Annotated in this window: 22 protein-coding genes; 13 read left to right on the top strand and 9 right to left on the bottom strand. The window is 71.4% G+C overall.

Annotated features, from left to right (window positions below; translation table 11 throughout):
* The first annotated feature begins 42 nt into the window (after positions 1 to 42).
* The 5 genes from ACWGR4_RS02695 to ACWGR4_RS02675 all read left to right on the top strand — a co-directional run bounded on the left by ACWGR4_RS02695 (position 43) and on the right by ACWGR4_RS02675 (position 7,870).
* Complete coding sequence (locus ACWGR4_RS02695; RefSeq protein WP_379997051.1) at positions 43 to 471, top strand: GNAT family N-acetyltransferase; 429 nt, start codon at positions 43 to 45, stop codon at positions 469 to 471.
* A gap of 167 nt (positions 472 to 638) precedes the next feature.
* The gene (locus tag ACWGR4_RS02690; protein ID WP_452133539.1) at positions 639 to 2,156 is read left to right on the top strand and encodes a CYTH and CHAD domain-containing protein; all 1,518 of its coding nucleotides are present in this window, start codon (positions 639 to 641) and stop codon (positions 2,154 to 2,156) included.
* Positions 2,157 to 2,367: 211 nt separating this feature from the next.
* The gene (locus ACWGR4_RS02685; protein WP_439677325.1) at positions 2,368 to 3,897 is read left to right on the top strand and encodes an ATP-binding protein; all 1,530 of its coding nucleotides are present in this window, start codon (positions 2,368 to 2,370) and stop codon (positions 3,895 to 3,897) included.
* A complete protein-coding gene (locus ACWGR4_RS02680; protein ID WP_452133540.1) occupies positions 3,894 to 4,943 on the top strand; it encodes a PD-(D/E)XK motif protein in 1,050 nt (349 codons plus the stop codon). The genes ACWGR4_RS02685 and ACWGR4_RS02680 overlap by 4 nt, the downstream gene beginning before the upstream one ends.
* Positions 4,940 to 7,870, top strand: a complete 2,931-nt coding sequence (locus ACWGR4_RS02675) for a Z1 domain-containing protein (protein ID WP_452134162.1) — start codon at positions 4,940 to 4,942, stop codon at positions 7,868 to 7,870. The genes ACWGR4_RS02680 and ACWGR4_RS02675 overlap by 4 nt, the downstream gene beginning before the upstream one ends.
* Before the next feature lie 238 nt (positions 7,871 to 8,108).
* On the opposite strand, the gene ACWGR4_RS02670 is transcribed toward ACWGR4_RS02675, so the two are convergent.
* Positions 8,109 to 8,330 (bottom strand): hypothetical protein, encoded by a 222-nt coding sequence (locus tag ACWGR4_RS02670; RefSeq protein ID WP_126641178.1) that lies wholly within the window; start codon positions 8,328 to 8,330, stop codon positions 8,109 to 8,111.
* Between the two features lie 270 nt (positions 8,331 to 8,600).
* Here ACWGR4_RS02670 and ACWGR4_RS02665 point away from each other — a divergent pair, with 270 nt between their 5' ends.
* Positions 8,601 to 8,987, top strand: a complete 387-nt coding sequence (locus ACWGR4_RS02665) for a DUF427 domain-containing protein (RefSeq protein ID WP_379997041.1) — start codon at positions 8,601 to 8,603, stop codon at positions 8,985 to 8,987.
* Here ACWGR4_RS02665 and ACWGR4_RS02660 read toward each other — a convergent pair.
* The 6 genes from ACWGR4_RS02660 to ACWGR4_RS02635 form a co-directional block, all read right to left on the bottom strand.
* Positions 8,950 to 10,053, bottom strand: a complete 1,104-nt coding sequence (locus ACWGR4_RS02660; RefSeq protein ID WP_452129566.1) for an amidohydrolase family protein — start codon at positions 10,051 to 10,053, stop codon at positions 8,950 to 8,952. The two genes, ACWGR4_RS02665 and ACWGR4_RS02660, sit on opposite strands and share 38 nt — an antisense overlap.
* 73 nt (positions 10,054 to 10,126) lie before the next feature.
* Positions 10,127 to 10,711 (bottom strand): 3-hydroxyanthranilate 3,4-dioxygenase, encoded by a 585-nt coding sequence (locus ACWGR4_RS02655; RefSeq protein WP_379997037.1) that lies wholly within the window; start codon positions 10,709 to 10,711, stop codon positions 10,127 to 10,129.
* The gene (locus ACWGR4_RS02650; protein WP_379997328.1) at positions 10,708 to 11,199 is read right to left on the bottom strand and encodes a RidA family protein; all 492 of its coding nucleotides are present in this window, start codon (positions 11,197 to 11,199) and stop codon (positions 10,708 to 10,710) included. The genes ACWGR4_RS02655 and ACWGR4_RS02650 overlap by 4 nt, the downstream gene beginning before the upstream one ends.
* Positions 11,200 to 11,213: 14 nt before the next feature.
* Entirely contained in the window at positions 11,214 to 11,999 is a 786-nt protein-coding gene (locus tag ACWGR4_RS02645; RefSeq protein ID WP_452129565.1) for a 2-keto-4-pentenoate hydratase, read from the bottom strand.
* Positions 11,996 to 12,763 (bottom strand): 2-keto-4-pentenoate hydratase, encoded by a 768-nt coding sequence (locus tag ACWGR4_RS02640; protein WP_452129568.1) that lies wholly within the window; start codon positions 12,761 to 12,763, stop codon positions 11,996 to 11,998. Before ACWGR4_RS02640 ends, ACWGR4_RS02645 begins: the two co-directional genes overlap by 4 nt.
* A 160-nt stretch (positions 12,764 to 12,923) precedes the next feature.
* The gene (locus ACWGR4_RS02635; protein ID WP_452129564.1) at positions 12,924 to 14,387 is read right to left on the bottom strand and encodes a 2-hydroxymuconic semialdehyde dehydrogenase; all 1,464 of its coding nucleotides are present in this window, start codon (positions 14,385 to 14,387) and stop codon (positions 12,924 to 12,926) included.
* Between the two features lie 247 nt (positions 14,388 to 14,634).
* Between ACWGR4_RS02635 and ACWGR4_RS02630 the strand changes: the two genes are divergently transcribed.
* The 3 genes from ACWGR4_RS02630 to ACWGR4_RS02620 all read left to right on the top strand — a co-directional run bounded on the left by ACWGR4_RS02630 (position 14,635) and on the right by ACWGR4_RS02620 (position 17,276).
* Positions 14,635 to 15,504: an alpha/beta fold hydrolase gene (locus ACWGR4_RS02630; RefSeq protein ID WP_452129563.1), complete on the top strand. Its 870-nt coding sequence runs from the start codon at positions 14,635 to 14,637 to the stop codon at positions 15,502 to 15,504.
* A 137-nt stretch (positions 15,505 to 15,641) separates the two neighbouring features.
* Positions 15,642 to 16,793: a cytochrome P450 family protein gene (locus tag ACWGR4_RS02625; RefSeq protein WP_452129562.1), complete on the top strand. Its 1,152-nt coding sequence runs from the start codon at positions 15,642 to 15,644 to the stop codon at positions 16,791 to 16,793.
* Positions 16,794 to 17,042: 249 nt separating this feature from the next.
* Entirely contained in the window at positions 17,043 to 17,276 is a 234-nt protein-coding gene (locus ACWGR4_RS02620) for a hypothetical protein (protein WP_379997025.1), read from the top strand.
* Between the two features lie 72 nt (positions 17,277 to 17,348).
* Here the strand turns inward: ACWGR4_RS02620 and ACWGR4_RS02615 are convergent, their stop codons facing one another.
* A complete protein-coding gene (locus ACWGR4_RS02615; RefSeq protein ID WP_379997023.1) occupies positions 17,349 to 17,963 on the bottom strand; it encodes a TetR/AcrR family transcriptional regulator in 615 nt (204 codons plus the stop codon).
* An 83-nt stretch (positions 17,964 to 18,046) separates the two neighbouring features.
* On the opposite strand from ACWGR4_RS02615, the gene ACWGR4_RS02610 reads away from it, so the two are divergent.
* Both ACWGR4_RS02610 and ACWGR4_RS02605 read left to right on the top strand, forming a co-directional pair.
* Complete coding sequence (locus tag ACWGR4_RS02610) at positions 18,047 to 19,528, top strand: MFS transporter (RefSeq protein WP_452129561.1); 1,482 nt, start codon at positions 18,047 to 18,049, stop codon at positions 19,526 to 19,528.
* 201 nt (positions 19,529 to 19,729) lie between these two features.
* Entirely contained in the window at positions 19,730 to 20,458 is a 729-nt protein-coding gene (locus tag ACWGR4_RS02605) for a polysaccharide deacetylase family protein (RefSeq protein ID WP_379997019.1), read from the top strand.
* Between the two features lie 141 nt (positions 20,459 to 20,599).
* On the opposite strand, the gene ACWGR4_RS02600 is transcribed toward ACWGR4_RS02605, so the two are convergent.
* Positions 20,600 to 21,064 (bottom strand): Fur family transcriptional regulator, encoded by a 465-nt coding sequence (locus ACWGR4_RS02600; protein ID WP_380038125.1) that lies wholly within the window; start codon positions 21,062 to 21,064, stop codon positions 20,600 to 20,602.
* Positions 21,065 to 21,165: 101 nt separating this feature from the next.
* Between ACWGR4_RS02600 and ACWGR4_RS02595 the strand changes: the two genes are divergently transcribed.
* Both ACWGR4_RS02595 and ACWGR4_RS02590 read left to right on the top strand, forming a co-directional pair.
* Positions 21,166 to 22,476: a cobalamin biosynthesis protein CobG gene (locus ACWGR4_RS02595; protein WP_452129560.1), complete on the top strand. Its 1,311-nt coding sequence runs from the start codon at positions 21,166 to 21,168 to the stop codon at positions 22,474 to 22,476.
* A 109-nt stretch (positions 22,477 to 22,585) separates the two neighbouring features.
* Positions 22,586 to 23,212, top strand: coding sequence for a precorrin-8X methylmutase (locus ACWGR4_RS02590; protein ID WP_452129559.1), 627 nt, complete (start codon positions 22,586 to 22,588; stop codon positions 23,210 to 23,212).
* Positions 23,213 to 23,258 lie beyond the last annotated feature (46 nt).

Raw genomic sequence — 23,258 nt, 5'->3', positions numbered from 1 at the left:
CTGCGGCTTCTGGAATGGGACCAAATCTCGTTGAATGTCGTCGTGGATACGAATGTGGCGTCGATTCGGCGTGTGACGACGGTGGCCGATGTGCTCGCGGCCGGGGACCTGTTCGACGAACCGGTACGCCCGGACTGGGCGGCCCGCTTCCTGGGTGAGGCGGGCCATCACATTTTGCTCGCCTACGTGGCCGCCACCCCGGTCGGGATGGTCACCGGCGTCGAGACGACCCATCCCGACAAGGGCACCGAGATGTTCCTGTACGAGCTGGCCGTGGCCGAAAGCCACCAGCGCCTCGGCATCGGCCGTGCCCTCACCGAGGCCCTGGCCGAACTGGCCCGCAAACGCGGCTGCTACGGCATGTGGGTCCTCACCGAACGCGCCAACGAGGCCGCCATGGCCACCTACCGCTCCACGGCCCCCGCCACCGAATCCGACCACACCATGTTCGGCTGGACCTTCGACACCTGACCCCACCCGGCCCGGGTGATCCGTGTCGGACCGGCCGATTCGGGCACACGTATCCGCGAGCCCGGTCGGCGAGCTCCGGTCCCGGACGTGCCGACCATTCGCCCCCGAGGCTCGTTCGACCACCCGGTCGAACGCCTCGTGCCGCCCCCAGGAAGCAGGTGCGTGCCATGGCAGAGGTCGTGCGTGAGGTCGAGCGGAAGTATGTGGCGCCGGACGGGGTGGGCGTGCCGGACTTCGTCGGGGTGGCGGACGGGGTGCGGGTCGAGGTCGGCGACACCGTCGAGTTGGACGCGATGTACTTCGACACGCCCGGCCTGGCGCTGGCCGCGCGCGGCATCACGCTGCGGCGGCGAACCGGGGGCGGGGATGCCGGATGGCATCTGAAGTTGCCGGCCGGCGTGGACGCGCGCGACGAGGTACGCGCGCCGCTGGGTGCGTCCGAGCGGGTGGTGCCGGACGAACTCGCGGTGCGGATCCGGGCGTACACGCGCGGCGCGGAGCAGGTGCCGGTGGTGCGCCTGCGGACCGTGCGCAAGCTGCGGATCGCTCGCGCGGACGGACCCACGCCGGCCGAGATCGCGCACGACACGGTGACCGCGGACGTCTTCCTCGGGTCGAAGGTGACCACCACCTCCTGGTCCGAGCTGGAAGTCGAACTGGTGGACGGCGACGCGGCGTTGGCGGACGCGCTGGAGCGACGGTTGATCAAGGAGGGCTGGCGGCGCTCCGAGTCCGCGTCCAAGCTCGGGCACGCGCTGGCCGAGGCGGGAGCGCGGCCGAAGCGACGGATCGCCAAGCCGCGGGCGGGCAGCGCCGGGGCGGTGGCGCTCGACTACATCCGGGAGCAGGTCGACACCCTGTTCGCGTACGACCCCCGGGTCCGGCTCGACGAGCCCGATTCGGTGCACAAGATGCGCGTCGCCACGCGGCGGCTGCGCAGTGCATTCCGGGTGTTCTCGCGGGTGCTCGACGAGCGGGTGACCGGGATTTTGGGCGCTGAACTGAAGTGGCTGGCGGCGGAGCTGGGTCGGGCGCGGGACCAGGAGGTATTGGCCGCGCGACTGCGCGAGCGGGTCGCCGCGCTGCCGGCCGAGGCGGTGCTCGGGCCGGTGGAGGCCCGCCTGACCGCCTGGGACGCACGGCGGCGCAACGACGCGCGGGCGCGGATCCTGGCCGATCTCGACGGCCCCCGCTACTTCGCGCTGCTGGACGCGCTGGACGCCCTGGTCGCGCGGCCCCCGTTCACCGTCAAGGCGAATCGACCCGCCCAACGGCCGGCCGCGGCGGCCCTGCGCCGGGCCGACCGCCGCACGTTCCGGCGCGCCCGCGTCGCACTGCGCACCCCCGCCGGCCGGGCCCGGGACACCGCCCTGCACGAGGTACGCAAGGCCGCCAAGCGGGTCCGCTACGCCGGCGAGGCCACCGGCCCGGCCCTGGGCAAGCCGGCCAAGCGGCTCACCAAGCGGGCCAAGGCGATGCAGGGCCTGCTCGGCACGCACCAGGACAGCGTGCAGACGCGCAAGGCGCTGCGGCGCCTTGCGATCGCCGCACATGCCGCGGGCGAGAACGCCTTCACGTGGGGCCTGCTCTACGGCGAGGAGGCCGCGCTCGCCCGTCGGGTCGAGGCCGACTTCCCCACGCACTGGGCGGACTTCGCCCGTTCCCGGCTGCGCCGCGACCTATGACGGCGGCCCTCGGTCACGCCCTTCGGCCATGATCTCCGGCCGTGTTTTCCGGCCATGATCGCGGCCGGCACATCTCCGCTCGGGCACCACCCGGTCACGACTCGGGGGTTCCGCTTTCGGCGCGTCGGTCCAACCGCTACGGTCGGTCCGGCGCAAGTGGGGGCGGGCGCGTGACAGCGCGCACCGAAGGTGTGGGGATCCAGGGGTGGGCATGGACGACTGGCGTATCGACGTACCTACGAGCGGCAGTAAGCACCTGCCTCCGGATCCCGGGTACATCAAGGGACTCGCCAGTCAGGGTTATCGCTTCGAGGAGGCGGTGGCCGACCTCGTGGACAACTCGATCGACGCCGGCGCGTCCGAGGTCGTGGTGCATTTCCGGCGCACCGGCGACCTGTTGACCTCGCTGGTCGTGGTGGACAACGGACGCGGCATGACCGAGGCCGAGTTGGACACCGCGATGACCGTCGGCAAGCGGCGGGCGTACGACGACACATCGCTCGGCATGTTCGGGATGGGCCTGAAAGCCGCGTCCTTCAGCCACGCCGACAGCGTCACGGTGATCAGTCGGGCCAAGCGCGCCGGTACCGTCGGGCGGCGCTGGCGGACCGAGTCGGCGCAGGAGAGCTTCCAGTGCGACATCGTCGAGTTGGAGTTCGCCAAACGTTTCCTCGACCTGTACGACGAGTACGTGGTGTGGAACGGCACGGCGGTGCGGTGGGACGGCGTCCGCGACTTCCCGGCGCGCGGTGACGCCGGGCAGACCGACATCTACGTGACCAAGACGATGCGTTCGTTGGCCGACCACCTCGGGCTGCACCTGCACCGGTTCCTGGCCGACGGGCGGATCCGGATCACCATCGCGGTCTCCGGGACCGACGACGAGGTGCCGCCGATGACCTGGCAGGTCCAGGCCGTGGACCCGTTCGGCTACGCCGTGTCCGGACTGCCGGGCTATCCGCGCGTGTTCACCACCGAACTGGAGGGCGTCGGCCCGCTGACGCTGACCGCGCACGTCTGGACGCCGCGCTCGAACGCCGAGCAATTCCGCCTGCCCGGCGGGATCCTGGCCCGTCAGGGCCTGTACGCGTACCGCCACGACCGGCTCGTCCAGGCCGGCGGCTGGTACGGCCTGCGCCAGAGCGAGCAGCACCTGTCGCTGGCCCGGGTCGCGTTCGACCTGCCGGCCGACTCCGAGCATGCGTTCGGGCTGACCGTGAAGAAGGCCGAACTCCAGCCCGTACCGGGCTTCGTGGACGCGGTCGAGCGGGCCGTGGACGCCGACGGGCACACCTTCCTCGACTACCTCAAGGACGCCGAGGGCGCCTATCGGCAGGCCCGGACCACCACGCGCGAGCGCAAGGCGGTGCTGCCGCCCGGGAAGGGCTTCGCGCCGGAGCTGCGCACGGCGATCGAGGAGGAACTGCCGTTCGTTCCGGGCGAGGAGCCGATCGAGGTGCGCTGGGTACCGCTCGGCGGGGACGTGTTCTTCTCGATCGACCGGGACGAGCGCCGACTGCTGCTGAACAAACAGTTCCGCGCGGCGCTGCTCGGCGGCCGGCGCGGCGGGCTCAACGACGTGCCGGTGCTCAAGACGCTGCTGTACCTGCTGATGAACGAGGCGTTCACCGGCGAGCGCATCGGCCCCCGGGTCAAGGACAACCTCGACCTGTGGCAGTCGTTGCTGCTCACCGCGGTCAAGAGCGAGACGGCGAAGTACGGTTCGGAGGGCGGCGCGTGAGCGGCGCGGACGGGCGCAGCCGACACCTGGGCTGCGAGGCGCTGCGCGACCATCTCGACAACGGGGCGCCGATGTTGATCCCGGTCGAGGGCGACCCGCCGCTGTACTGGCACCTGGAGGCGGGCGGCCGGCGACCCGCCCTGCGCATCCCGGTCCCGGCCGGCACGAAGGCACCCCGCCTTGGCATGCAGGGCGTGCGGGCGGTGTGCGTCCTGGACGGCGGCGAGCAGTTCCTGCACGTGTACACCGAACAGACCGACCTGCTGCGCGAGTTCCACATCGTGTGCTGCGAGATCGCGGATCGGGTGCAACTGGAGGGGACCGCGCCGGTCGTTGCCGTCCACACCACAGTGATGGCTTGGCGCAAACTCCTGGCGCGCAGACGCCGTATGCCGTTGGAGGCCGAGGTCGGCCTGTTCGGGGAGTTGCTGACACTGATCGGGCTGGCCGCAGCCCGCGGCTGGCATGCTGCGGTGGACGCCTGGCAACACCCCGAGTGCGCGGACCACGACTTCACCGTCGGTCTCTACGACGTGGAGGTCAAGACGGTCGCGGGCGGGGCCCGGGTGCACACGATCCATGGCCTGGGCCAGCTCACCCCACATCGGAATCGGCCACTGTGGTTCGTCTCGCATGTGCTCGACGCAAGCGATTCGGGGCGCTCCGTGCTCGGACTTGTGGAGGGGATCCGATCGTCGGTCCGGATCGCGGCTCCCTCGGCGCTGGACGGCTTCGACACGCGGCTCCAGTCGTGGCTCGGGTCCGAGTACGAAGTCCCCCGCGAGCACCGTTGGTCGCCTCACGAAGCCCCATTGGCGATGCCGGTCGACGAGCACTTTCCGCGGTTGACCGGCAGTATCCTCGCGACTCTCCCACCGGCCACGGCCGCGCGTATTCTCGATGTGGACTACCGCATCGATGTCGCCGACGCGGGCTCTCCGGCCATGGCTGCACCGGACGGAATCGGCGTGGTGGTCGACTTGTTGCGGGTGCTGCCTCCCGATGTCGCGTCAGACTTGCACGACCCGAAGGACGACTCTCGGTGAACGACGACGACCTCGTACTGCTGGACCTGCACCGAGCCGCATTCGGTGGCATGTCCGGCCCGCCCAGGAACTTTGCCAAGGCACTCGCCTTCCAGGCGGGAGAGCATGCCGGGCCGCTGCCCGCCCTGGACGAATCGGCACTGCGCCGACGCCTGCACCACGCCCACCCCGACGACCCGTTGCTCTTCCTGTGGCGCGATCGATTGAGCCGCTGGGATTTCGCGGACGGCGACACGCCGCCCAACACCGCCAAGCGTCGCAACGCCACGTACGATGCGCTCGGCCTCGAATCGACCACCCGCGAACTCCTCGATCGGCGTTCGCCGTTTGCGCCCAGTGCCGGAGCGGTGGTGATCACGGACGAAGACTGGCAGCCGTGGTACACCCCGACGGTTGCCCGGCTCCGTAGTCACTACTGGGACGGATACCGCAGCTGTCTCGTGCGCAAGCAGTGGCAGCCCGATGCCATTTCGGCCCTCGACCGCAACACCACCAAGGTGGTCGAACGTCTGGCCGATCCCGCCTCCGAACAGCCTTACCAGTCCAAGGGCCTGGTGGTCGGCTATGTCCAGAGCGGCAAGACCGCAAATTTCACCGGGGTAGCCGCCAAGGCAATAGACGCGGGCTACCGCCTGGTCATCGTGCTCACCGGCACCATCGAAGCCCTGCGCGCCCAGACCCAGCGCCGCCTGGACATGGAACTCGTCGGTGTCGAGAACATCTACTACGGCCAGGATCCGGACTCCGGCACGCTCCCGTTCCGGGACTACGACTATCTCGATGACCGGGACCGGCTCGGTGGAAAGTTCCTCCGACACGGCGCGTTGCCGTCCCGACTGGGCGGGTTCGACATCGTTCGGCTGACCCGGCATCAGGACGACTACCAGGCGCTGCGCCAAGGGCTCAGTGCGCTGGAGTTCGAGAAGGCGGACCGGTTCACACCGCTCTACGCGCCCGAGAACCTGCATCGCAGTTCGGCCCGGTTGATGGTGGTCAAGAAGAACGCGTCGGTGTTGAAGAAGCTGGTCAAGGACCTGGCCCGGATCAAAACCGAGCGCGGCGAGATTCCCGCGCTGATCATCGACGACGAATCCGATCAGGCTTCGGTCAACACCTCCGACCCGAAGAAGTGGGCCCAGGATCAGGTCCAGCGCACGGCGATCAACGGGATCATCTCGGAACTGCTCCGCATGCTGCCGCGTGCTCAGTACGTCGGATACACCGCGACCCCGTTCGCAAACGTGTTCATCGATCCGGCCGACGCCGAGGACATCTTCCCCAAGGACTTCGTCATCTCGCTCGACCGCCCGGACGGTTACATGGGCGTCGCCGACTTCCACGACATCGACTCCACGGTCCCCTCGGCAGAGCGCACGGTGGCCACCTCGGCCGAACTCGCCCATGTGCGACCGGTGCAGTTGCGTCACGATGACGACGACGGCGACCTGTGCACAGCCATCGACATGTTCGTGCTCACCGGAGCCGTCAAGTTGTTCCGAGCCGAATCGATCAAAGGCGAGACGCCCTTCCGCCACCACACGATGCTCGTACACGAATCGGTCAAGACCGATGTCCATCGGGGTCAGGCCCAGCGGATCAACGAAATCTGGACGCGTGCTGCCTACCTGGGGGCGGGGGCGTACGAACGCCTGCACCGACTCTACGAGCAGGATCTCCGGCCGGTGAGCGAGGCCCATGCCGCAGGCGCAGCCATTCCGCGCTCGTTCGCGGAGGTCGCGCCGTATATCGGCCCGGCCGCCATGAAGATCCAGAATGCCAACGGCAGTCCCGTTATCGTGATCAACGGCGACAAGGAAATCGAGGAGCGCACTGCCGACTTCGACCGGGAGGATGTCTGGCGGATCCTCGTCGGCGGAGCAAAACTCTCCCGCGGCTTCACCATCGAAGGCTTGACCGTTTCGTACTACCGGCGCAAGACCCTGGCTGCCGACACCCTGATGCAAATGGGTCGATGGTTCGGTTTCCGGCCGAACTACCGGGACCTGGTCAGATTGTACATCGGACGCGAAGAGGGCGGTCGCAACGGCGACCTGTACGAGGCCTTCGAGGCCGTATGTCGGGATGAGGACGAATTCCGCGAACAGCTCCGGCTCTATGCCGAGTTGGTGGACGGTGTACCGCAGGTAACCCCGGCTCGGATTCCTCCACTGGTGACCCAACGGCTGCCTTGGCTCAAGCCCACGTCGCGCAACAAGATGTTCAACGCGGAACTCGTGGAGACACGATCGCCCGGGCGGATCGTGGAACCCATGGCCTACCCGACCAAGTCGGCAGACCTCCGGCACAACGCCGAACTCTTCGCCCCGGTGATCGCCGCGTTGCAGCCGGAGCGAATCGATCTCAGTTTCCCGCGGGCAAACCTGCCCGGGCTCCTGACCTTCCCGGCCTACCAGGGGCGCGTCACACACGACCGACTGCTGCCGATCCTCCAAGGTTTGCGCTGGTACGACCCGGAGCGCTTCGCGCCGGACCTCGCCTACCTCGGCAACCCCGAGGTGGTCGCAGGCATCGACGACTGGATCGTGCTGGTGCCGCAGCTAAACGACGCCGAGTTGGAACCGATCGAGTTGTACGGTTTCGGTCCGCTCGACGTGGTCATCCGACGTCGACGTCGACCCGGCTTCTTTTCCAGCGTCACCGCACCCCGGCATCGTTTTGCCGCTCACCGCATCGCCGGCGCATCACCCTCCATCGGCGACCCGGTCGCCGACGGTCTGGCCGCACCGCGGCGTGGCTGCCTGGTCCTGTACCCGACGATGACGGACGAGAGCAGCGACCTCGTAATGGCGTTCGCGCTCGTCCCCCCGGTCACCGCCGTCGGGCGCGATCGGCGCCTCGTGGCCTTTCGGGCCAAGGACTCCTCCCGGGGCGCCGCCGCGATCGTCGCGGCGCCGTCGGTGGTGTGACGCCGTCGGGGGGGGGGGGGGGGGGGACGGGGGTGGTGGCGCCCCCCCCCCCCCCCGGGGGGTGGGGGCCCCCGCGCCCCGACACCGTAGGGGCACCCAACGAGGGGAAAGGGGGGCCCCGCCGGTATGGGGGGGGGCGGGGGGGTGGTGTGCGGCGGGGGGGGGGGGGGGCTCCTTGGGGGTATGACGCCCCCCCCCCCGCCGAGCCGGTGGGTAGCCGTCCCCGGCTACCGATCCGTCAGTGCACCCAAAGGGCGTAGACGGTGCCGCCGTTGTTCAGACACAGGTACACCGGTCCGTGCGCCGGGACCGTGGCCTTGCCCGCCGCGTCACACGACTCGGCGTTCGGGTAGTAACCCCAGAGGTAGAAGCCGCTCGGATCCGCCATCGCGGGTTGCGCGGCAACCCCCACGCCCAACATTGCCGCGGCCAACGCGATACCCGCCATAGCCTTGCGCATGTGCTCGACTCCGTTCTCGACCCGAGGCCAACTCGGGTCGTTGGAAAGGTCGTTCGGGCTGAACATGTGGAACATGTGGTGCCGGCGCGCACGCGGAAAACGCTAGCCCGTGCCATCGGCGCGAGCAATAGGTCTATACCAATTGAATCGATCCATACATCGATCCACACGTTGCTCACACGTTCGGCCCGTGCCCGGCCGGAATGCGTCCCGGGCTCGGACGGTTGTAGCGACGAAGGACCATCACCACTGCCTGCCGGAGGAGAGCCCATGCCGACGTCCACACCCGGCCACGTCGTGACCACCGTGCACAGCACCCAGACGGTGACCGTCGAGATCGACGGCGAGGTGGTGGCCCGCTCCACCCGCCCCGTCGTGCTCTACGAGACGGGTCTGCCCGTCCGCTACTACCTGCCGCCGGACGACGTCGACCTGACCCGCTTCGAGCCCACCGACACGCACACCACGTGTCCGTTCAAGGGCGAGGCGTCCTACTGGACCTACCTGGGCGGCGCCGACTCCGCCCCGCGCCCGGACGTGGCCTGGGAATACCCGAAGCCCATCGAGTCGGTGCCCGACATCGCCGGTCACCTGTGCTTCTACGACACGGTCGCGCGCGTCACGGTAGAGGGCGAACCTCCGGCCCCGCCCGCCTGATCGCGGCGGCCGACACCGATCCACCGACCCGACCCGCCGACGCCCGGCCGACGGCCCGATCCGCGGCCGGGTCGGCGAGTGCGAAGAAGCGCGCCGCGTTGCCGCCGAGGATCAGCGCCCGCTCGTCGGGGCTCAGCTCCGGACAGTCCCGGACCACCCCGCCGGGGTCCGACTCACCCAGCGGGAACGGGAAGTCGGTGCCGAGCATCACCCGGTCCGCGCCCATCACCTCGACCAGCAACCGCAGCGCGCGCGGGTCGAACACGGCCGAGTCGACGTAGAACCTGCGCACGTACTCCGACGGCGGCCTGGGCGAGTCGGCCCGCACCAGATCCCGGTTGTGCCACGCGTTGTCGGCCCGCCCGAGCAGGAACGCGAAGCTGCCGCCGCCGTGGCAGAAGCACAACTTCAACGACGCGGGCAGCCGTTCGAACGCGCCCCGCAGGATCATCCCCAGGATGCTCAGCTGGGTCTCCGCGGGCATCCCGACCAGCCACGGCAACATGTGGTCGCGCATCCGGTCGCCGCCGAGCATGTCCCACGGGTGCACCAGGACCGGGATGCCCTCGTCCCCGCAGTGCGCCAGGAACTCGACGATGCCGTCGTCGCCGAGGTAGCGCTCGCCGACGTGGTTGCCGATGTGTACGCCGCGATGCCCGGCCGCGACCGCCCGCGACACCGTCTCCCGGGCCGCGCCGAGGTCCTGCAACGGCACCTGGCACAGCGGCAGCAGCCGCCGCGGGTCGGCCGCGCAGTAGTCGAGAATGCGGTCGTTGACCAGGTCGCACCACTCGACCGCGCGCGCCGTCTCGGCCGCGTAGCCGAACATCAGCGGGGTCGAGGAGATCGCCTGGACGTCCACGCCGAGCGTGTCCATCTCGACCAACCGGCTCTCCGCGTCCCACAGCGGCGCGCGCACCGGGCGGTACTCGTCCGGGCCGCTCATCATCATCCCGGTGCCGTCCCCGCGCACCCGCAACCACGGCTCGCCCGCGCCCGCCAGCACCCGGCTCTCGGCCCGCGAGATCCTGGGGAAGACGTGCGCGTGGACGTCGATGACGGTCACGAAACCTCCGTGGTCCACCGCCGGGCCCGGCCGACGGTCGCAGCGTAAGGGGAGCGGGCGGCGCGGTCGAGGCTCATTCGGCCACCCCGGGCCGGGACCCGATCCTCGGCCGCATCGCCTCGGGCCAGACCCGGCCCGGGTGAATCGCGCCGCAATGCGGGCAGGCGCGGTCGCCGGCGTAGAACGCCTCGAACAGCGGCGGCAGGTCGTCCACGATCGAGCGCACCTGTACCGGCGAGCGGTGCACCAGGTGGTGGCACTCGACGCAGTACCACTCGAAGGCGTCGACCTCACCCTCCGCGCGACTGGACTCGATCACCAGTCCGACGCTGCCGGGCTCCGGTCGTTGCGGCGAGTGGCGGACGTGCGGCGGCAGCAGGAAGACATCGCCCTCGTCGATCGGGATGTCGACCGGTGGCCTGCCCTCCTCCTCCATCACCCGCAACACCATGGACCCCCTGAGCTGGTAGAAGAACTCCTCCAGCGGGTCGTCGTGGAAGTCGGTGCGCTGGTTGGGGCCGCCGACCACGGTGACCACGAGGTCGGTCCCGGTCCAGATCTGGACGTTGCCGACCGGCGGCCGGAGCAGGTCCCGATGCTCGTCGATCCAGGCGGTGAAGTTGAACGGCAGGCCGTTGCTCGGCTTCGGCAGACTCATCTCGCCCTCTCAGGACTCGACGACGGAGGCAGCGGAGGAGACGGTTCGGATCGTGGCGGCGTCCCCGGACGTTCCCCGGACGGGACGGGCCGCGGGATGTGGGCGACGCAGGAGATCTCGATCAGCAGGTGCGGATGCGGGAGTTGGTGCACCGCGACGGTGGTGCGGGTGGGTCCGGTCTCGTCGAAGTACTCGGCGTAGACCTCGTTGTAGCCGCCGAAGTCGTTCATGCTCACGAGGTACGTGGTCACCGAGACCGCGTCGGCGAGCCCGCCCCCGGCGGCGGCGAGCAGATCGGCGATGTTCTCGATCACGGCCCGGGTCTGCGCGCGGATGTCGAGGTCGGTGGTACCGGCCGGGTCCACCCGGGCGCCGACGATGCCGCCGTCGGGGCGCCGCGAGCTGGTCCCCGATACGTAGACGAAGTCGCCGGCCCGGCGCACGTGCGGGAACCGGCCGCGCGGGGCGGCCTTGCCCGCGACCACGATGGCGTCGTCGGCGCTCACCGGGTGCTCACCTCGGCCCGGCCCAGCCCCGCCGCGGACACCCGTACATGGACACCCTTCGGCAGCGGCAGCGCGGCGGTGGCGGCGCCGGCCAGCACGATCCACCCGGGCCGCAGTTCCAGGCCGGCCCCGGCGGCGAGCCGGGCTGCGGCGATCAGCGAGCGCAGCGGGTTGCCCAGGATGGCCGCCGACGACCCGGTTGCCACGGGCCGGCCGTCGATCTCGACGAGCAGGCCCAGGTTGGCCGGATCGACCGCACCCGGGTCCTGCCACGGACCCACGCCGAAGCCGGCCGCCGAAGCGTTGTCCGCGATCACGTCGGGCAGGGTGAAGGCGAAGTCGGCGTAGCGCGAGTCCAGTACCTCGTAGGCGACCGCGACCCCGGCGACCGCGCGCACCGCCGCGGCCGGGGTGACCGCGCCGACGAGCGGGCGGCCGATCAGGAACGCGATCTCCGGCTCGATCCGCGGCTGGGTCAGGCCCGCGGTGTCCAGAACCCCACCCTCCTCGATCAGCATCGCATCGGTGAGCAGGCCCCAGATCACGTCGTCGACGCCCATCTGGATCATCTTGGCGCGGCTGGTGAAGCCCATCTTGACGCCGATCTGCGCCTCGCCGCGGGCGATCCGCCGCTCGATCACCGCGCGTTGGACCCGGTACGCGGTCGCCGGGTCGAGGTCGGCGGTGTCGGTGGGGCGCTCGGCGGTCCGCCCGGCGAGCGCGGCCTCGTCCAGCCGGGCGGCGAGCGCCGCGACGAGGTCTGCGTCGTGCGAACCGCTCATCGGTCGTTCTCCTTGGTGTCGTTCCCGGCGAACGCGACCCGGACCTCGCCCAGTCCGTCGATCCGCGCCTCCAGCACATCGCCCGGGACGACCGGCACCATCGGGCCGAGCGCGCCGGTGAGCACGGTGTCTCCGGCGCGCAGCGGGCGGCCGAGGCGGACCAGGCGGTCGGCGAGCCACAGGGCCGCGTGCAGCGGATGGCCCAGGCAGGCCGCGCCGACGCCGGTGGAGACCGGTTCGCCGCGCCGCTCCAGGACCATGCCGGCGAGCCGCAGGTCGATGTCGGCGAGCGCCACGGGGCGGTTGCCCAGCACGTACATCCCGGACGAGGCGTTGTCCGCGATCGTGTCCGCGATGGAGATGTCCCAGTCGCGCACCCGGCTGCCGCACACCTCGATCGCGGGCAGGACGAACGCGGTGGCCCGGATCAGGTCGGCGACGGTGTGCCGCTCGTGTGTGAGGTCGGCGGCCAGCACGAGGGCCACCTCCGCCTCGGCGCGCGCCTGCGGCACCGCGCCGACCGGGATCTCGGCCCCGTCGGGCACCGCCATGTCGGCGTACAGCATGCCGAAGTCCGGCTCGTGCACCCCGAGTTGGCTCTGCACGGCGGCGGAGGTCAGGCCGATCTTGCGGCCGACGAGCCGGCGGCCTTCGGCGAGCCGGGTCAGGGTGAGTCGTTCCTGGACCGCGTACGCCTGCTCGACGCCGTGGATCAGGTCGCGAACCGGTGCGCATGGCACGCCCGTTCGCTCCGCGTCGAGCAGTCGTGCGGCGGCCGCCTCGACGACTCCCCGGTCGGCTCTCCCGTCGGTCGCCTCGCCGGCCGTCCCGCCGGCCGTCCCGCTGGCATTCGTCACTGTTCCGGACCCTCCAGAGCCTTCGGTGTCCTCGATGCCTTCGATACCGTCAATGTTCTCGACGCCTTCAGATGGCGATGCAGATGTTGACGGGCTCGGAGAAGAAGTCCAGCGAGTATTCGCCGCCCTCTCTGCCGATGCCCGACGCCTTGATCCCGCCGAACGGGGTACGCAGGTCACGCAGATTCCAGCAGTTGACCCAGACGATCCCGGCCGCGACGCGCGGGGCCACCCGATGCGCGCGGGACAGGTCGCGGGTCCAGACCGTCGCCGCGAGGCCGTACGGGCTGTCGTTGGCCAGCGCGACCGCCTCGTCCTCGGTGTCGAACGGCGCCACGTGGCAGATCGGTCCGAACACCTCCTCCCGCACGGTGCGCGCGCTCTGCGGCAGACCGGTCAGCACGGTCGGCTCGACGTGGAAGCCCCGATCGCGCTCGTCGCCGAAGCTCGGTACCCCGCCGCCGGCGACGACCGTCGCGCCCTCCTCGACCGCGAGCCGGTAGTAGGACAGCACCTTGTCCCGGTGCGCGGCCGAGATCATCGGCCCGTAATCGGTCGACGCGGCGGCTCTGCGGCCCAGTTCGGCCACGAAGTCGGCGTGGATCGAGCGCTCGACGTAGACCCGCTCGGTGCACAGGCAGATCTGCCCGGAGTGGGTGAAGGCGGAGCGCAGGGTGCCCGCCACGGCCTGCTCGAAGTCGGCGTCCGCGAACACGATCGCCGGGTTCTTCCCGCCGAGTTCGAAGGAGACCGGGGTGATGTGCTCGGCGGCAACGCGCATGATCGCGGTACCGGTGGCCGATTCGCCGGTGAACGCGATCGCGTCGACGTTCGGGTGCGCGGTCAGGAACTCCCCGGCGGCGCCCGCGCCGTGACCGTGGATCAGGTTGAACGTGCCGACCGGCAGGCCGACCTCGTGGATCACCTCGGCGAGCAGCGTCGCGGTGGACGGCGTCTCCTCCGACGGCTTGGCCACCACGGTGTTGCCGGCCGCGAGCGCGGGCGCCACCTTCCAGGTGAGCAGCAGCAGCGGGAGGTTCCACGGCGAGACGATCGCCACCACGCCGAGCGGCCGGCGCACGGTGTAGTTGAGCGCCTGACCGGTGCCGCCGCTCCAGCCGGGCACGGCGGTCGAGTGGGCCCGCTCGGGCCGGCCGTACAGCAGGTCGGCGTAGGCCCGGAAGTTGCCGATCGCACGCGGGATGTCCACGCTCGCGGCCAGGTCGCGCGGCTTGCCGGTGTCCGCGACCTCGGCGTCGACGAACTCGTCGAAGCGGGCCTCGACGCCGTCCGCGATCCGCCGCAGCGCCGCGGCCCGCGCCTCGACCGCCGAGCCGCCCCACGCGGCCAGCGCCGCCCGGGCCGCCGCCACGGCCGCGTTCACCGTCTCCCGGTCGGCCTCGGGCACCTCGCCCACCACCGCCCCGTTCACGGGGTCCACCAGCGGGAACCGCGCGGCGCCGGCGGGCCGGAACTCCCCCGCCACGTAGTGCGCGGGCCGAACCGCCCTCCCGGCCACCGAACGTGCCATCGCCGATCCCTTCGCCGCGGTGACGGTCGCCGTCGCCGTCGTTGTCGATCATCCGTCCCCGGGTTTGTCACCTCGGGCTTTCCCACCCCGAGCCTCCCGCGCCACGGCATGTCCGTCCAATACCTGTTGGCGGCTCGTACATATCGTTTCGGGTATGCAGCGCGACTAATGCTTAACTCCTCCTTGACTCATTAGAGCGAAGATCGATAGAACTGATCCACCAGCCCGACGACGAAGGCAGAAGATCATGAACATCGCCGTGATTCCGCAGGTGGCGCACCGGTTCGTGGAGGTCGACGGGGTTCGGGTCTTCTACCGCGAGGCCGGACCCGCGGACGCGCCCACGCTGCTCCTGCTGCACGGATTCCCGTCGGCCTCGCATCAGTTCCGCCGGCTGATCGACGTGCTCGGCAACGACTTCCACCTGGTCGCGCCGGACTACCCCGGCTTCGGGCACACCGAGGTGCCGGACGGGTTCACCTACTCGTTCGATCGGCTGGCCGACGTGGTCGAGGGATTCGTGGACGCGCTCGGCCTGGACCGCTACGTGCTCTACACCTTCGACTTCGGCGGGCCGGTCGGCATGCGGCTGGCCGAGCGGCGGCCGGCGGCGGTCGCCGGGCTGATCGTGCAGAACGCGAACGCGTACGCCGCGGGCCTGTCCGAAGTGGCCCGCGACTTCGTCGCGCTCACCCCCGAGGTCGCCGGTGCGCGGGATCGAGCCGCCGAGTTGCTGGTCCTGCCGGTCACGCGCGGCCAGTACGAGGGCGGTACGGCCGACCCGACGCTGGTGGCCCCCGACGGCTGGACGCTGGACCAGCACTTCCTGGACCTGCCGGGGCGCAAGGACGCCCAGGTCGACCTGGCCCTGAACTACCACACCAACGTCGCGCTGTACCCGGAATGGCAGGCGTGGTTGGCCGCGCACCGCCCGCCGACGCTGATCGTGTGGGGCCGCAACGACATGTTCTTCCCCGAGGCCGGCGCGCACGCCTACCTGGCCGACCTGCCGGACGCCGAGGTGCACATCCTGGACACCGGCCACTTCGCGCTGGAGGACAAGCTTGCGGAGGTGGCCCCGCTGATCGCCGACTTCCTGGACCGACTCCCGCGCTGAGCCGAGCCCGGGCGGAGCGGGACCGGGCCGAGCGGGACCCTGGGCCGGGCGGTTTGGCTTCGCCCGGTGGCGTCGATAGGTTGGCAAAACGTGTTGTTGCCGACCGAAAGCGGTTCCCGGTGGATGTCGCCCGCGCCATGGCCCACGATCCGCACGGTGTCTTCGCCCGCATGCGCGAGGCCGGTCCCGTACACACGATCGTCGCGCCCGACGGCAGCCCGGCGTGGCTGGTCACCCGGCACGCCGACGTACAGGCGGCGCTCGGCGATCCCCGGTTCTCACTGGACAAGTCCAATGCCAGGCCGGGTGGTTACAAGGGGTTCGAACTTCCGCCCGCCCTGGACGCCAACCTGCTGAACATGGACCCGCCCGACCACACCCGGCTGCGTCGACTCGCCGGCCAGGCGTTCACCGCGCGGCACACCGCGAACCTGCGCCCCGAACTGGAGCGTGCGGCCGAGGCGTTGGCCGACGACCTCGCCGGCCACGAACGAGTGGATCTGGTCCGGGACTTCGCGACCCCGTTCGCTGTCGGCGCGATCTCCGAACTGCTCGGCGTACCGGCCGAGTCCCGGACCGACTTCCGCACCTGGACCAACGCGGTGCTCGGCGCCGACGCCACGCGCGAGGGCATCCGCGCGACCGTGCGCGAGATGTACACGTTCTTCGTCGCGCTGCTTGCGGCCAAACGGGCGAATCCCGGCCCCGACCTGCTGTCCGCGCTGATCGCCGCGCGGGACGCCGACGATCGGCTGAGCGAGGACGAACTCACCTCACTGGCCTTCCTGCTGCTGTTCGCCGGCTACGAGAACTCGGCCAATCTGATGGCCGGCGCGCTGTACGCGATGGTGGACGACGAAGTGTTGCGCGACGCGTTGCGGGCCGACCCGGAGGCGGTGCCGACCCTGGTCGAGGAGGTGGCCCGGCACATGTCCCCGGCGCTGCTCGCGATCCGGCGATTCCCGCTGGAGGACCTCGAGTTGGGCGGGGTGACCATCCCTGCGGGCGACACGGTCCTCCTGTCCATCGCGGCGGCCAACCGCGATCCGCGCCGCTACCCGCACGCGGACCGCATCCGGCTCGACCGGCCCGACCCGGCCCGCCATCTGAGCTTCGGCCAGGGCATCCACTACTGCATCGGCGCGCCGCTGGCCCGCCTGGAGGGCGAGATCGCGGTCCGTACCGTGCTGACCCGCTTTCCGAAGATCCGGCGGCACGCGCCGATCTCCTGGCAGCCCTCGATCCGGGTGCGCGGACTGAGCAGCCTGCCGGTCGAACTCGGCGGCTGACCCGCCGGATCCGCCGTCCGCCGCGTGCCGTTCCCGTGGCGGGAATCCCCATGGTCGGTGTTGCCGGGACCAATGGACTGTCACAAGTCTGTGAGAACCCTGTGCGAAGGGGTTCGCGCCCCGTGACGTCCGGGCGGAAAAGGACGAGAGTGGAGGCAGCACGGCAGGGGATCGACGGCGCGAGGCCACAACCGTCGAAGGGTGGCGTGCGATGGATGGGGAGTCGGAGAGATGGCTGTTCGTCGAGCGATGGCAACACGAACGCGCAACGACAACGAGCGGGCACCCGGCCGGGCGACGGGCGTGCGCTGGTGGACCCGGCGGACCACGCAGGCCGCCGCGATGCTCGTGCTGATGGTGGTGGCACTGGCGGTCGGGCCGTCGCTCGGCGTGCTGCCGTCGTTGTCCGAGCGGGTGAATGGTGTCAGCCGGATCACCGACGTGGTGCACGACTCGGATTCGCACGGCCACCACCGGCACTGACCGTCGGACGGGTTCGGCGCCGGCTCGCGGGGCCGGACCGTCGCGGGCCCCGACGCGCCCGCGCCCGGGGCCTCAGTACCGCACCGACTCGATCGCCCGGCGCAGGCCGACCTCCAGGATCTCCGGGTCCTCCCAGTCGCGGGTGACGTGGTCGAACAGCAGCCCTTGGAGCAGGGCGAGCAGGACGTGCCCGTCCAGGCGCGCGTTCGTCGATCCCAGGGCCAGCGCGACCAGTTCGGCGAAGCCGCGGAACTCGGCCTGACAGCGGATCATCTCCTCGCGGATCAACGGCTCGCGCGCGCCCGCGAGTTCCAGCTCGAGGCGGGCCAACTGCACGTCCCGGCCGTCGTTCCACCACTCGCGCACGAACCGGGCGATCCGCGGGTAGTCGATGGCGATCGGGCGCACCGCCGTCATCCGCATCAGCTCGTGGGTGATCTCGTTGGCGTACATCTTGTCGAGGGTGGCCATCCGGTCGATCACGGCCAGGATCAGCTGATCGCGCGTCTTGAAGTAGTACGTCACCGAGCCGTTGGGCAACCCCGCCTCCTCCTGCACCGCGCGATGGGTCAGCCCGCGCAACCCCTGTGAGGCAAGCACCCGGATCGACGCGTCGAGCATCAGCGTGCGGCGGTCGGCCCGGGCGGGGGTCGGGGACGACGTGGCGGGTTCGTTGTCGTGCGGCATGGGTCCATTATCCCCGAGCTTGACGCTTGTAGAGATTTTCTCTACAACTATAGAAACTGCTTCTACGAACGTAGGAATGGCCGATGGCTGCCTCAGGGATACCCGTCACCGCCGCGCCACGGGGGATCGACACTTCCGCGCCCGAACGTTCCGGCCGCCCGACGAACCCCAAGCTCGTGCTGCTGCTGGTGTGCGTCGCCCAGTTCGTCCTGCTGGTCGACGACACGATCGTCAACGTCGCTTTGCCGACCATCGGCGACGACCTCGAGTTCGGCGAGAGCTCGCTGTCCTGGGTCACCAACGCCTACTTCCTCACCTTCGGTGGCTTCCTGCTGATCGGCGGTGGGCTGGCCGACCTGCTCGGCCGGCGCCGGTTGTTCGGAATCAGCCTGACGGTGTTCGTTCTGGCCTCGGCGGTGTGCGGACTGGCCCCGAACGCCGGGGTGCTGATCGGCGCCCGCGCGGCGCAGGGCATCGCCGGCGCGCTGCTCTCCCCCGCCGCGTTGTCGATCCTGCTGGCCACCTTCCGCGACCCCGCCGAGCGGGCCCGCGCACTCGGCACGTGGGCCGCGCTCACCGGACTCGGCGCGGCCACCGGACTGCTCCTGGGCGGCGCGCTCGTCGAATGGACCCACTGGCGCTGGATCTTTCTGATCAACCTGCCGATCGGCGCGCTCGCGCTGTTCGCACTGCCCCGCACGATCGGCCCGGACGACCGCGACGCGCCGCGCCGGGTACCGGACTTCGCCGGTGCGGCGCTCGGCACCGCCGCCGTGCTGACCCTGGTGTACACGGTGGTCGAGACCGACAAGCACCCGTGGGGTTCGACCCGGACCCTGGTCGGCCTGGGCGTGGCCGTCGTCCTCGCCGTCGGCTTCACCGTGCGCCAACGCGCTGCGGCCGAACCGCTGTTGCCCCGGGCCCTGTTGCGGATGCGGCACGTGGTGCTCGCGGACGTCCTGGTCCTGGTCGCGGCCGGCGGGCTGTTCGCGATGTTCTTCTTCCTGACCCTGTACATGCAGCGCATCCAGGGCTGGTCGCCGATGCGCACCGGCCTGTCGTTCCTGCCGTTCAGCGTCGGCATGGGCGCGGGCGCGGCGGTGTCCACCAAGCTGCTCGCGCACCGGGGACCGCTGCTGCCGGTCAGCGTCGGTCCGGCGGTCGCGGCCGGCGGCATGTGGTCGCTCAGCCGACTGGACGCGCACAGCTCGTTCGCCGCGCACCTGCTGCCCGCGCTGGTGATCACCGGGCTCGGTCTGGGGGTGGCGTTCGTCGCGATCATCAACACCGCGACCGGCGGTGCGGGCGAGGGTGAGGGCGGGGTCGCGTCGGCGATGGTGACGACGTGCCAGCAGATCGGCGCGGCGATCGGCATCGCGGTGCTCGTCACGGTCGCCACCGATCACACGAGGAACCAGGTCGAGTCGGGCGTGGAACGGGGCCGGGCGGCAATCGACGGATTCGCGCGGGCGTTCGAGATCCAGGCGGGTCTGATGGCCGCGGCGGCGGTGATGGGCGTCGTGGTCGGGCTGGCCGCCGAGCGACACCGGGCCGCACAGAAGTAGGCCGCGCGCGTGAAGCCGGCTCGGGTGGATCACCCGGGCCGGCGTCGGGGGTGGTGGGCCGGCCCCGGGGCGGTGAGCCGGCCTCGGTGGGTTCGGCGGGCGATCCGCACCGGTGTGATCATGTGCTCCGAACCGGTGAACTCCGCCCGACTCGTGCGTGTCCGCACCGAAGTGATCACAAACGTATGCCAGACACACGACATGGACACCACTTCCGCCATGTCGTCGCGTCGCACGGTGCTGATGGGCGCCGCCGCGACCGCCACCCTCGGTCTCTTCGCCGCCGCTCCGTCCGCCTTCGCCACGGACAAGCAGCCCTCCCCCCGTCCCGCCTTCGTCCCGGACCCGGTCGACACGGTCGACGCCGGCCCCCAACGCATCGCGGTGACCTTCGACGACGGACCACATCCCGACAACACCCCCGAGGTGCTCCGAGTACTGCGCCGCTATCAGGTGCGCGCGACGTTCTGCGTCGTGGGCGCCCAGGTCGAGAAACATCCCCAGCTGCTACGCGCGATCCACGACGCCGGACACATGGTCGCCGGCCACTCGTGGTCCCACCCGGACCTTCGGCTCCTGAAAGCCACCGAGGTGGCCGAGGAGGTCGACCGCAACCTCGCCGCGATCGCACGGGTGTTGCCCCGGTATCGGGTCCAGTGGTTCCGCGCGCCGTACGGCGGCTGGTCGCCGGAGGTGATGGGCGCGCTGAGCGCTCGCGGTCTGCGTCCGCTGGGCTGGTCGGTCGATCCGGTGGACTGGTCGCGCCCGGGTGCGGACGCGATCTCCGAGCGGGTAATGAGCTCACTCACGACCGGCTCGATCGTGCTCAACCACGACGGCGGCGGGAACCGCGACCAGACGGTCGCCGCACTGGAGGTATGGGTGCCCGAGGCGCTGTCCAACGGTTACCGCTTCGTCCTCCCGGCCTGACCCGCACCCGACGCGGTCCGCCGCCATCGCTGCCGCCGCCGGGCCCACGTCGACCTCCGCACGCGACGTGGGCCCGGACCCGGCCGAGCCGAGGCGGGGCCGGGCGGGGCCGGCCCGGGCCGAGCGGGTCGGACCGGCGGCTCAGGTCGGCTTGGCGCAGCGTGCGCAGCGGCCGGTCAGGGCCACGGCGGTCGGGTCGAGGGCGAAGCCCTGTTCCGCGGCCAGCCGGAACGCCACGTCGTCCAACAGGTCGCCCGGGGCGTGGCCGACCGTACCGCAGACCCGGCAGCGTACGTACACCCGTGCGCCGCCGACGAGATGGCCCGCCAGGTGGTAGGTGGCCGCGTCGTGCCGAAGCCGGGTGAAGGCGACCAGGTCGAGGCGTTCGAGGGCGTCGAGCGCCCGGTAGATGGTGGTCCGGTGTACCCCCGGCGCCGCGCGGGAGACGGCGGCGAAGATCGCGTCGGCGCTCAAGTGTTCGTCGGCGTCGGCGAGGACCCGCAACACCGCCGTACGCGCCACCGTGACCCGCTCGCCGTGCGCACGGATCTGCCGCACCGCCTCGGCCACGGGGTCGGGGGTGGGGTGCTGTACACCGTCGTCCATATGCAACAGTGTCGCATCTGGCCGGTGCACGATCCGGCCCGGGGCGACCGACCGGACACCCCGACGCAGGCCGGCGAGGCGGCACGAAGGGGGTGGGGGCGGTGCCGATCCGAGACCGTGACGACGCCTGCCCCGGGGTCGTGGACACGTCCCCCGCCGACGACGGACTGATCGCGCGCGTACGCCTGCCGGGCGGCCGACTCGGGCCCCACCAGGTGCGCGAACTCGCGGCCCTGGCACGGCGGTTCGGCACCGGTTCGGTGGACCTGACGGCCCGCGCCAACATCCAACTGCGCGGCCTGGGCGAGGCCGACCTGCCCGCCTTCGCCGACGCCGTCGCGGCGGCCGGTCTGATGCCCTCGCGCAGCCACGACCGGGTGCGCAACATCCTGGCCAGCCCGCTGGCGGGTCGCGATCCGCGGGCCCTGCTCGACGCCGACCCGATCCTGGCCGCCGTGGACGAGGCCGTGTGCGCGGCGCCGGACCTGACCGCGCTGTCCGGCCGCTTCCTGATCGGCATCGACGACGGCGGCCTCCCGATCGCCTCCGCCCGCCACGACCTGGACCTGGTGGCCCGGTCGGCGAACACCGTCGCGCTGTACGCCGCCGGCCACGACACGGGATGGCGCTTCGCCCCGGCCGACGCGGCGACGGCGATCATCCGCGCGGCCCGCGCGTTCCTGACCGCCCGCGCCGACAGCGGCGCCTGGCACGTCCGCGAACTCCCGCACGGCGCGGTGGCGTTCGCCGCCGAACTGGGCGGCGACCCGGGACGTCCCGGACCGATCCCGGCCGGCGCGGTGACGCACCCGGATGCGCGGCGGCGCGACGCGGGGCCGCCGATCGGGGTGCTGCGGCAAAGCGACGGCCGGTACGCCGTCGGGGTCTCGGTGCCGCTCGGGCGGTTGACGCCGGAACACTTGCGCGCGCTGGTCGCGACGGGGACCGAGGTACGGATCACCGGCTCCCGGGGCCTGGTGGTCCGCGACCTGGTCGACCCGGCGGGCGTGTCGGCCGGGTTGGCGGCGGCCGGTCTGTCCGCCGACCCCGCGTCGCCGTGGCGCGGGGTGAGCGCGTGCAGCGGCCTGGGGGCGTGCCGCCGAGCCCTGGCGGACGTCCGCGCGGAGGCGACCCGCCACGCGCTGGGCCACTCCCGGGCCGCCGCACTCGTCCTCGACGAAGACCTGCACGAAGACCTGGACGAAGACCTCTCCGGCGACGCCGCTCCGGCCTCCCACAGGCGTGTCGTCACACACTGGGTCGGTTGTGCCCGCGCCTGTGGCACACCCGCCGGGGCAACCGTGCTGGTGGCCCGGGAGGACGGTGGCTACCTGGCCCTCCGGCCGGGTGCCGCCGGGCCGCCGGGCGCCGAGGGGGCGACCGCGCCGACCGGGCCGCCGAGCCGGACATGAGCGTCGGCGCCCACCCCCGACCCACTCCCGCCGTGGCCCACCGCCACGCGCCCCGATCACCATCACCCCGACCACCATCACCCCGCTCGCGGGCGAAGGAGCAGCCGACGTGGACGACTGGATCAAGGACGGCCCCGAGATCTATCGGCGTTCGTTCGCGACCATCCGGGCCGAGGCGGACCTGTCCCGCTTCCCCGAGGACGTCTCGCGCGTCGTCGTCAGGATGATCCACGCCTGCGGCATGACCGACCTGCCGCAGGACGTCGGCTTCCATCCCGACGTGGCCCGCGCCGGTGCGGCCGCCCTGCGCGACGGGGCGCCGATCCTGTGCGACGCGAACATGGTCGCGTCCGGGGTGACCCGCAAACGGCTGCCCCGGGACAACGACGTGCGCTGCCTGCTCGCCGACCCCCGTACCCCCGTGCTCGCCGCCGAGCAGGGCACCACCCGCAGTGCCGCCGCCGTGGACCTGTGGGTGGACGACCTGGGCGGTGCCGTGGTGGCCGTCGGGAACGCGCCCACCGCGCTGTTCCGGCTGCTCGAACTGATCGACCAGGGTGCCCCGCGCCCCGCCGCGATCATCGGCATCCCGGTCGGCTTCATCGGCGCGGCGGAATCCAAGCAGGCCCTCGCCGAGCACCCCGCCGGCATCCCCTACCTCGTCGTGCACGGCCGCCGCGGCGGCAGCGCGATGACCGCCGCCGCGCTGAACGCACTCGCGAGCGAGCAGGAATAGCCGATGCCCCGCACGAGCGACCCGCGGACCCGCGGCACCACCCCCA

The organism is Embleya sp. NPDC055664, assembly GCF_053618075.1.
Note: the sequence above shows the minus strand (reverse complement) of the source record. Positions and strands in the feature narration are given on the sequence as shown.

What these genes read in the sequence shown, in the direction of transcription:
- ACWGR4_RS02645 (WP_452129565.1), bottom strand. Translation starts at nt 11,999, where the DNA reads ATGAGCGGTTCGCACGACGCAGACCTCGTCGCGGCGCTCGCCGCCCGG.
- ACWGR4_RS02685 (WP_439677325.1), top strand. Translation starts at nt 2,368, where the DNA reads ATGGACGACTGGCGTATCGACGTACCTACGAGCGGCAGTAAGCACCTG.
- ACWGR4_RS02655 (WP_379997037.1), bottom strand. Translation starts at nt 10,711, where the DNA reads ATGAGTCTGCCGAAGCCGAGCAACGGCCTGCCGTTCAACTTCACCGCC.
- ACWGR4_RS02610 (WP_452129561.1), top strand. Translation starts at nt 18,047, where the DNA reads ATGGCTGCCTCAGGGATACCCGTCACCGCCGCGCCACGGGGGATCGAC.
- ACWGR4_RS02615 (WP_379997023.1), bottom strand. Translation starts at nt 17,963, where the DNA reads ATGCCGCACGACAACGAACCCGCCACGTCGTCCCCGACCCCCGCCCGG.
- ACWGR4_RS02630 (WP_452129563.1), top strand. Translation starts at nt 14,635, where the DNA reads ATGAACATCGCCGTGATTCCGCAGGTGGCGCACCGGTTCGTGGAGGTC.
- ACWGR4_RS02670 (WP_126641178.1), bottom strand. Translation starts at nt 8,330, where the DNA reads ATGCGCAAGGCTATGGCGGGTATCGCGTTGGCCGCGGCAATGTTGGGC.
- ACWGR4_RS02690 (WP_452133539.1), top strand. Translation starts at nt 639, where the DNA reads ATGGCAGAGGTCGTGCGTGAGGTCGAGCGGAAGTATGTGGCGCCGGAC.
- ACWGR4_RS02635 (WP_452129564.1), bottom strand. Translation starts at nt 14,387, where the DNA reads ATGGCACGTTCGGTGGCCGGGAGGGCGGTTCGGCCCGCGCACTACGTG.
- ACWGR4_RS02605 (WP_379997019.1), top strand. Translation starts at nt 19,730, where the DNA reads ATGGACACCACTTCCGCCATGTCGTCGCGTCGCACGGTGCTGATGGGC.
- ACWGR4_RS02600 (WP_380038125.1), bottom strand. Translation starts at nt 21,064, where the DNA reads ATGGACGACGGTGTACAGCACCCCACCCCCGACCCCGTGGCCGAGGCG.
- ACWGR4_RS02665 (WP_379997041.1), top strand. Translation starts at nt 8,601, where the DNA reads ATGCCGACGTCCACACCCGGCCACGTCGTGACCACCGTGCACAGCACC.
- ACWGR4_RS02625 (WP_452129562.1), top strand. Translation starts at nt 15,642, where the DNA reads ATGGCCCACGATCCGCACGGTGTCTTCGCCCGCATGCGCGAGGCCGGT.
- ACWGR4_RS02620 (WP_379997025.1), top strand. Translation starts at nt 17,043, where the DNA reads ATGGCAACACGAACGCGCAACGACAACGAGCGGGCACCCGGCCGGGCG.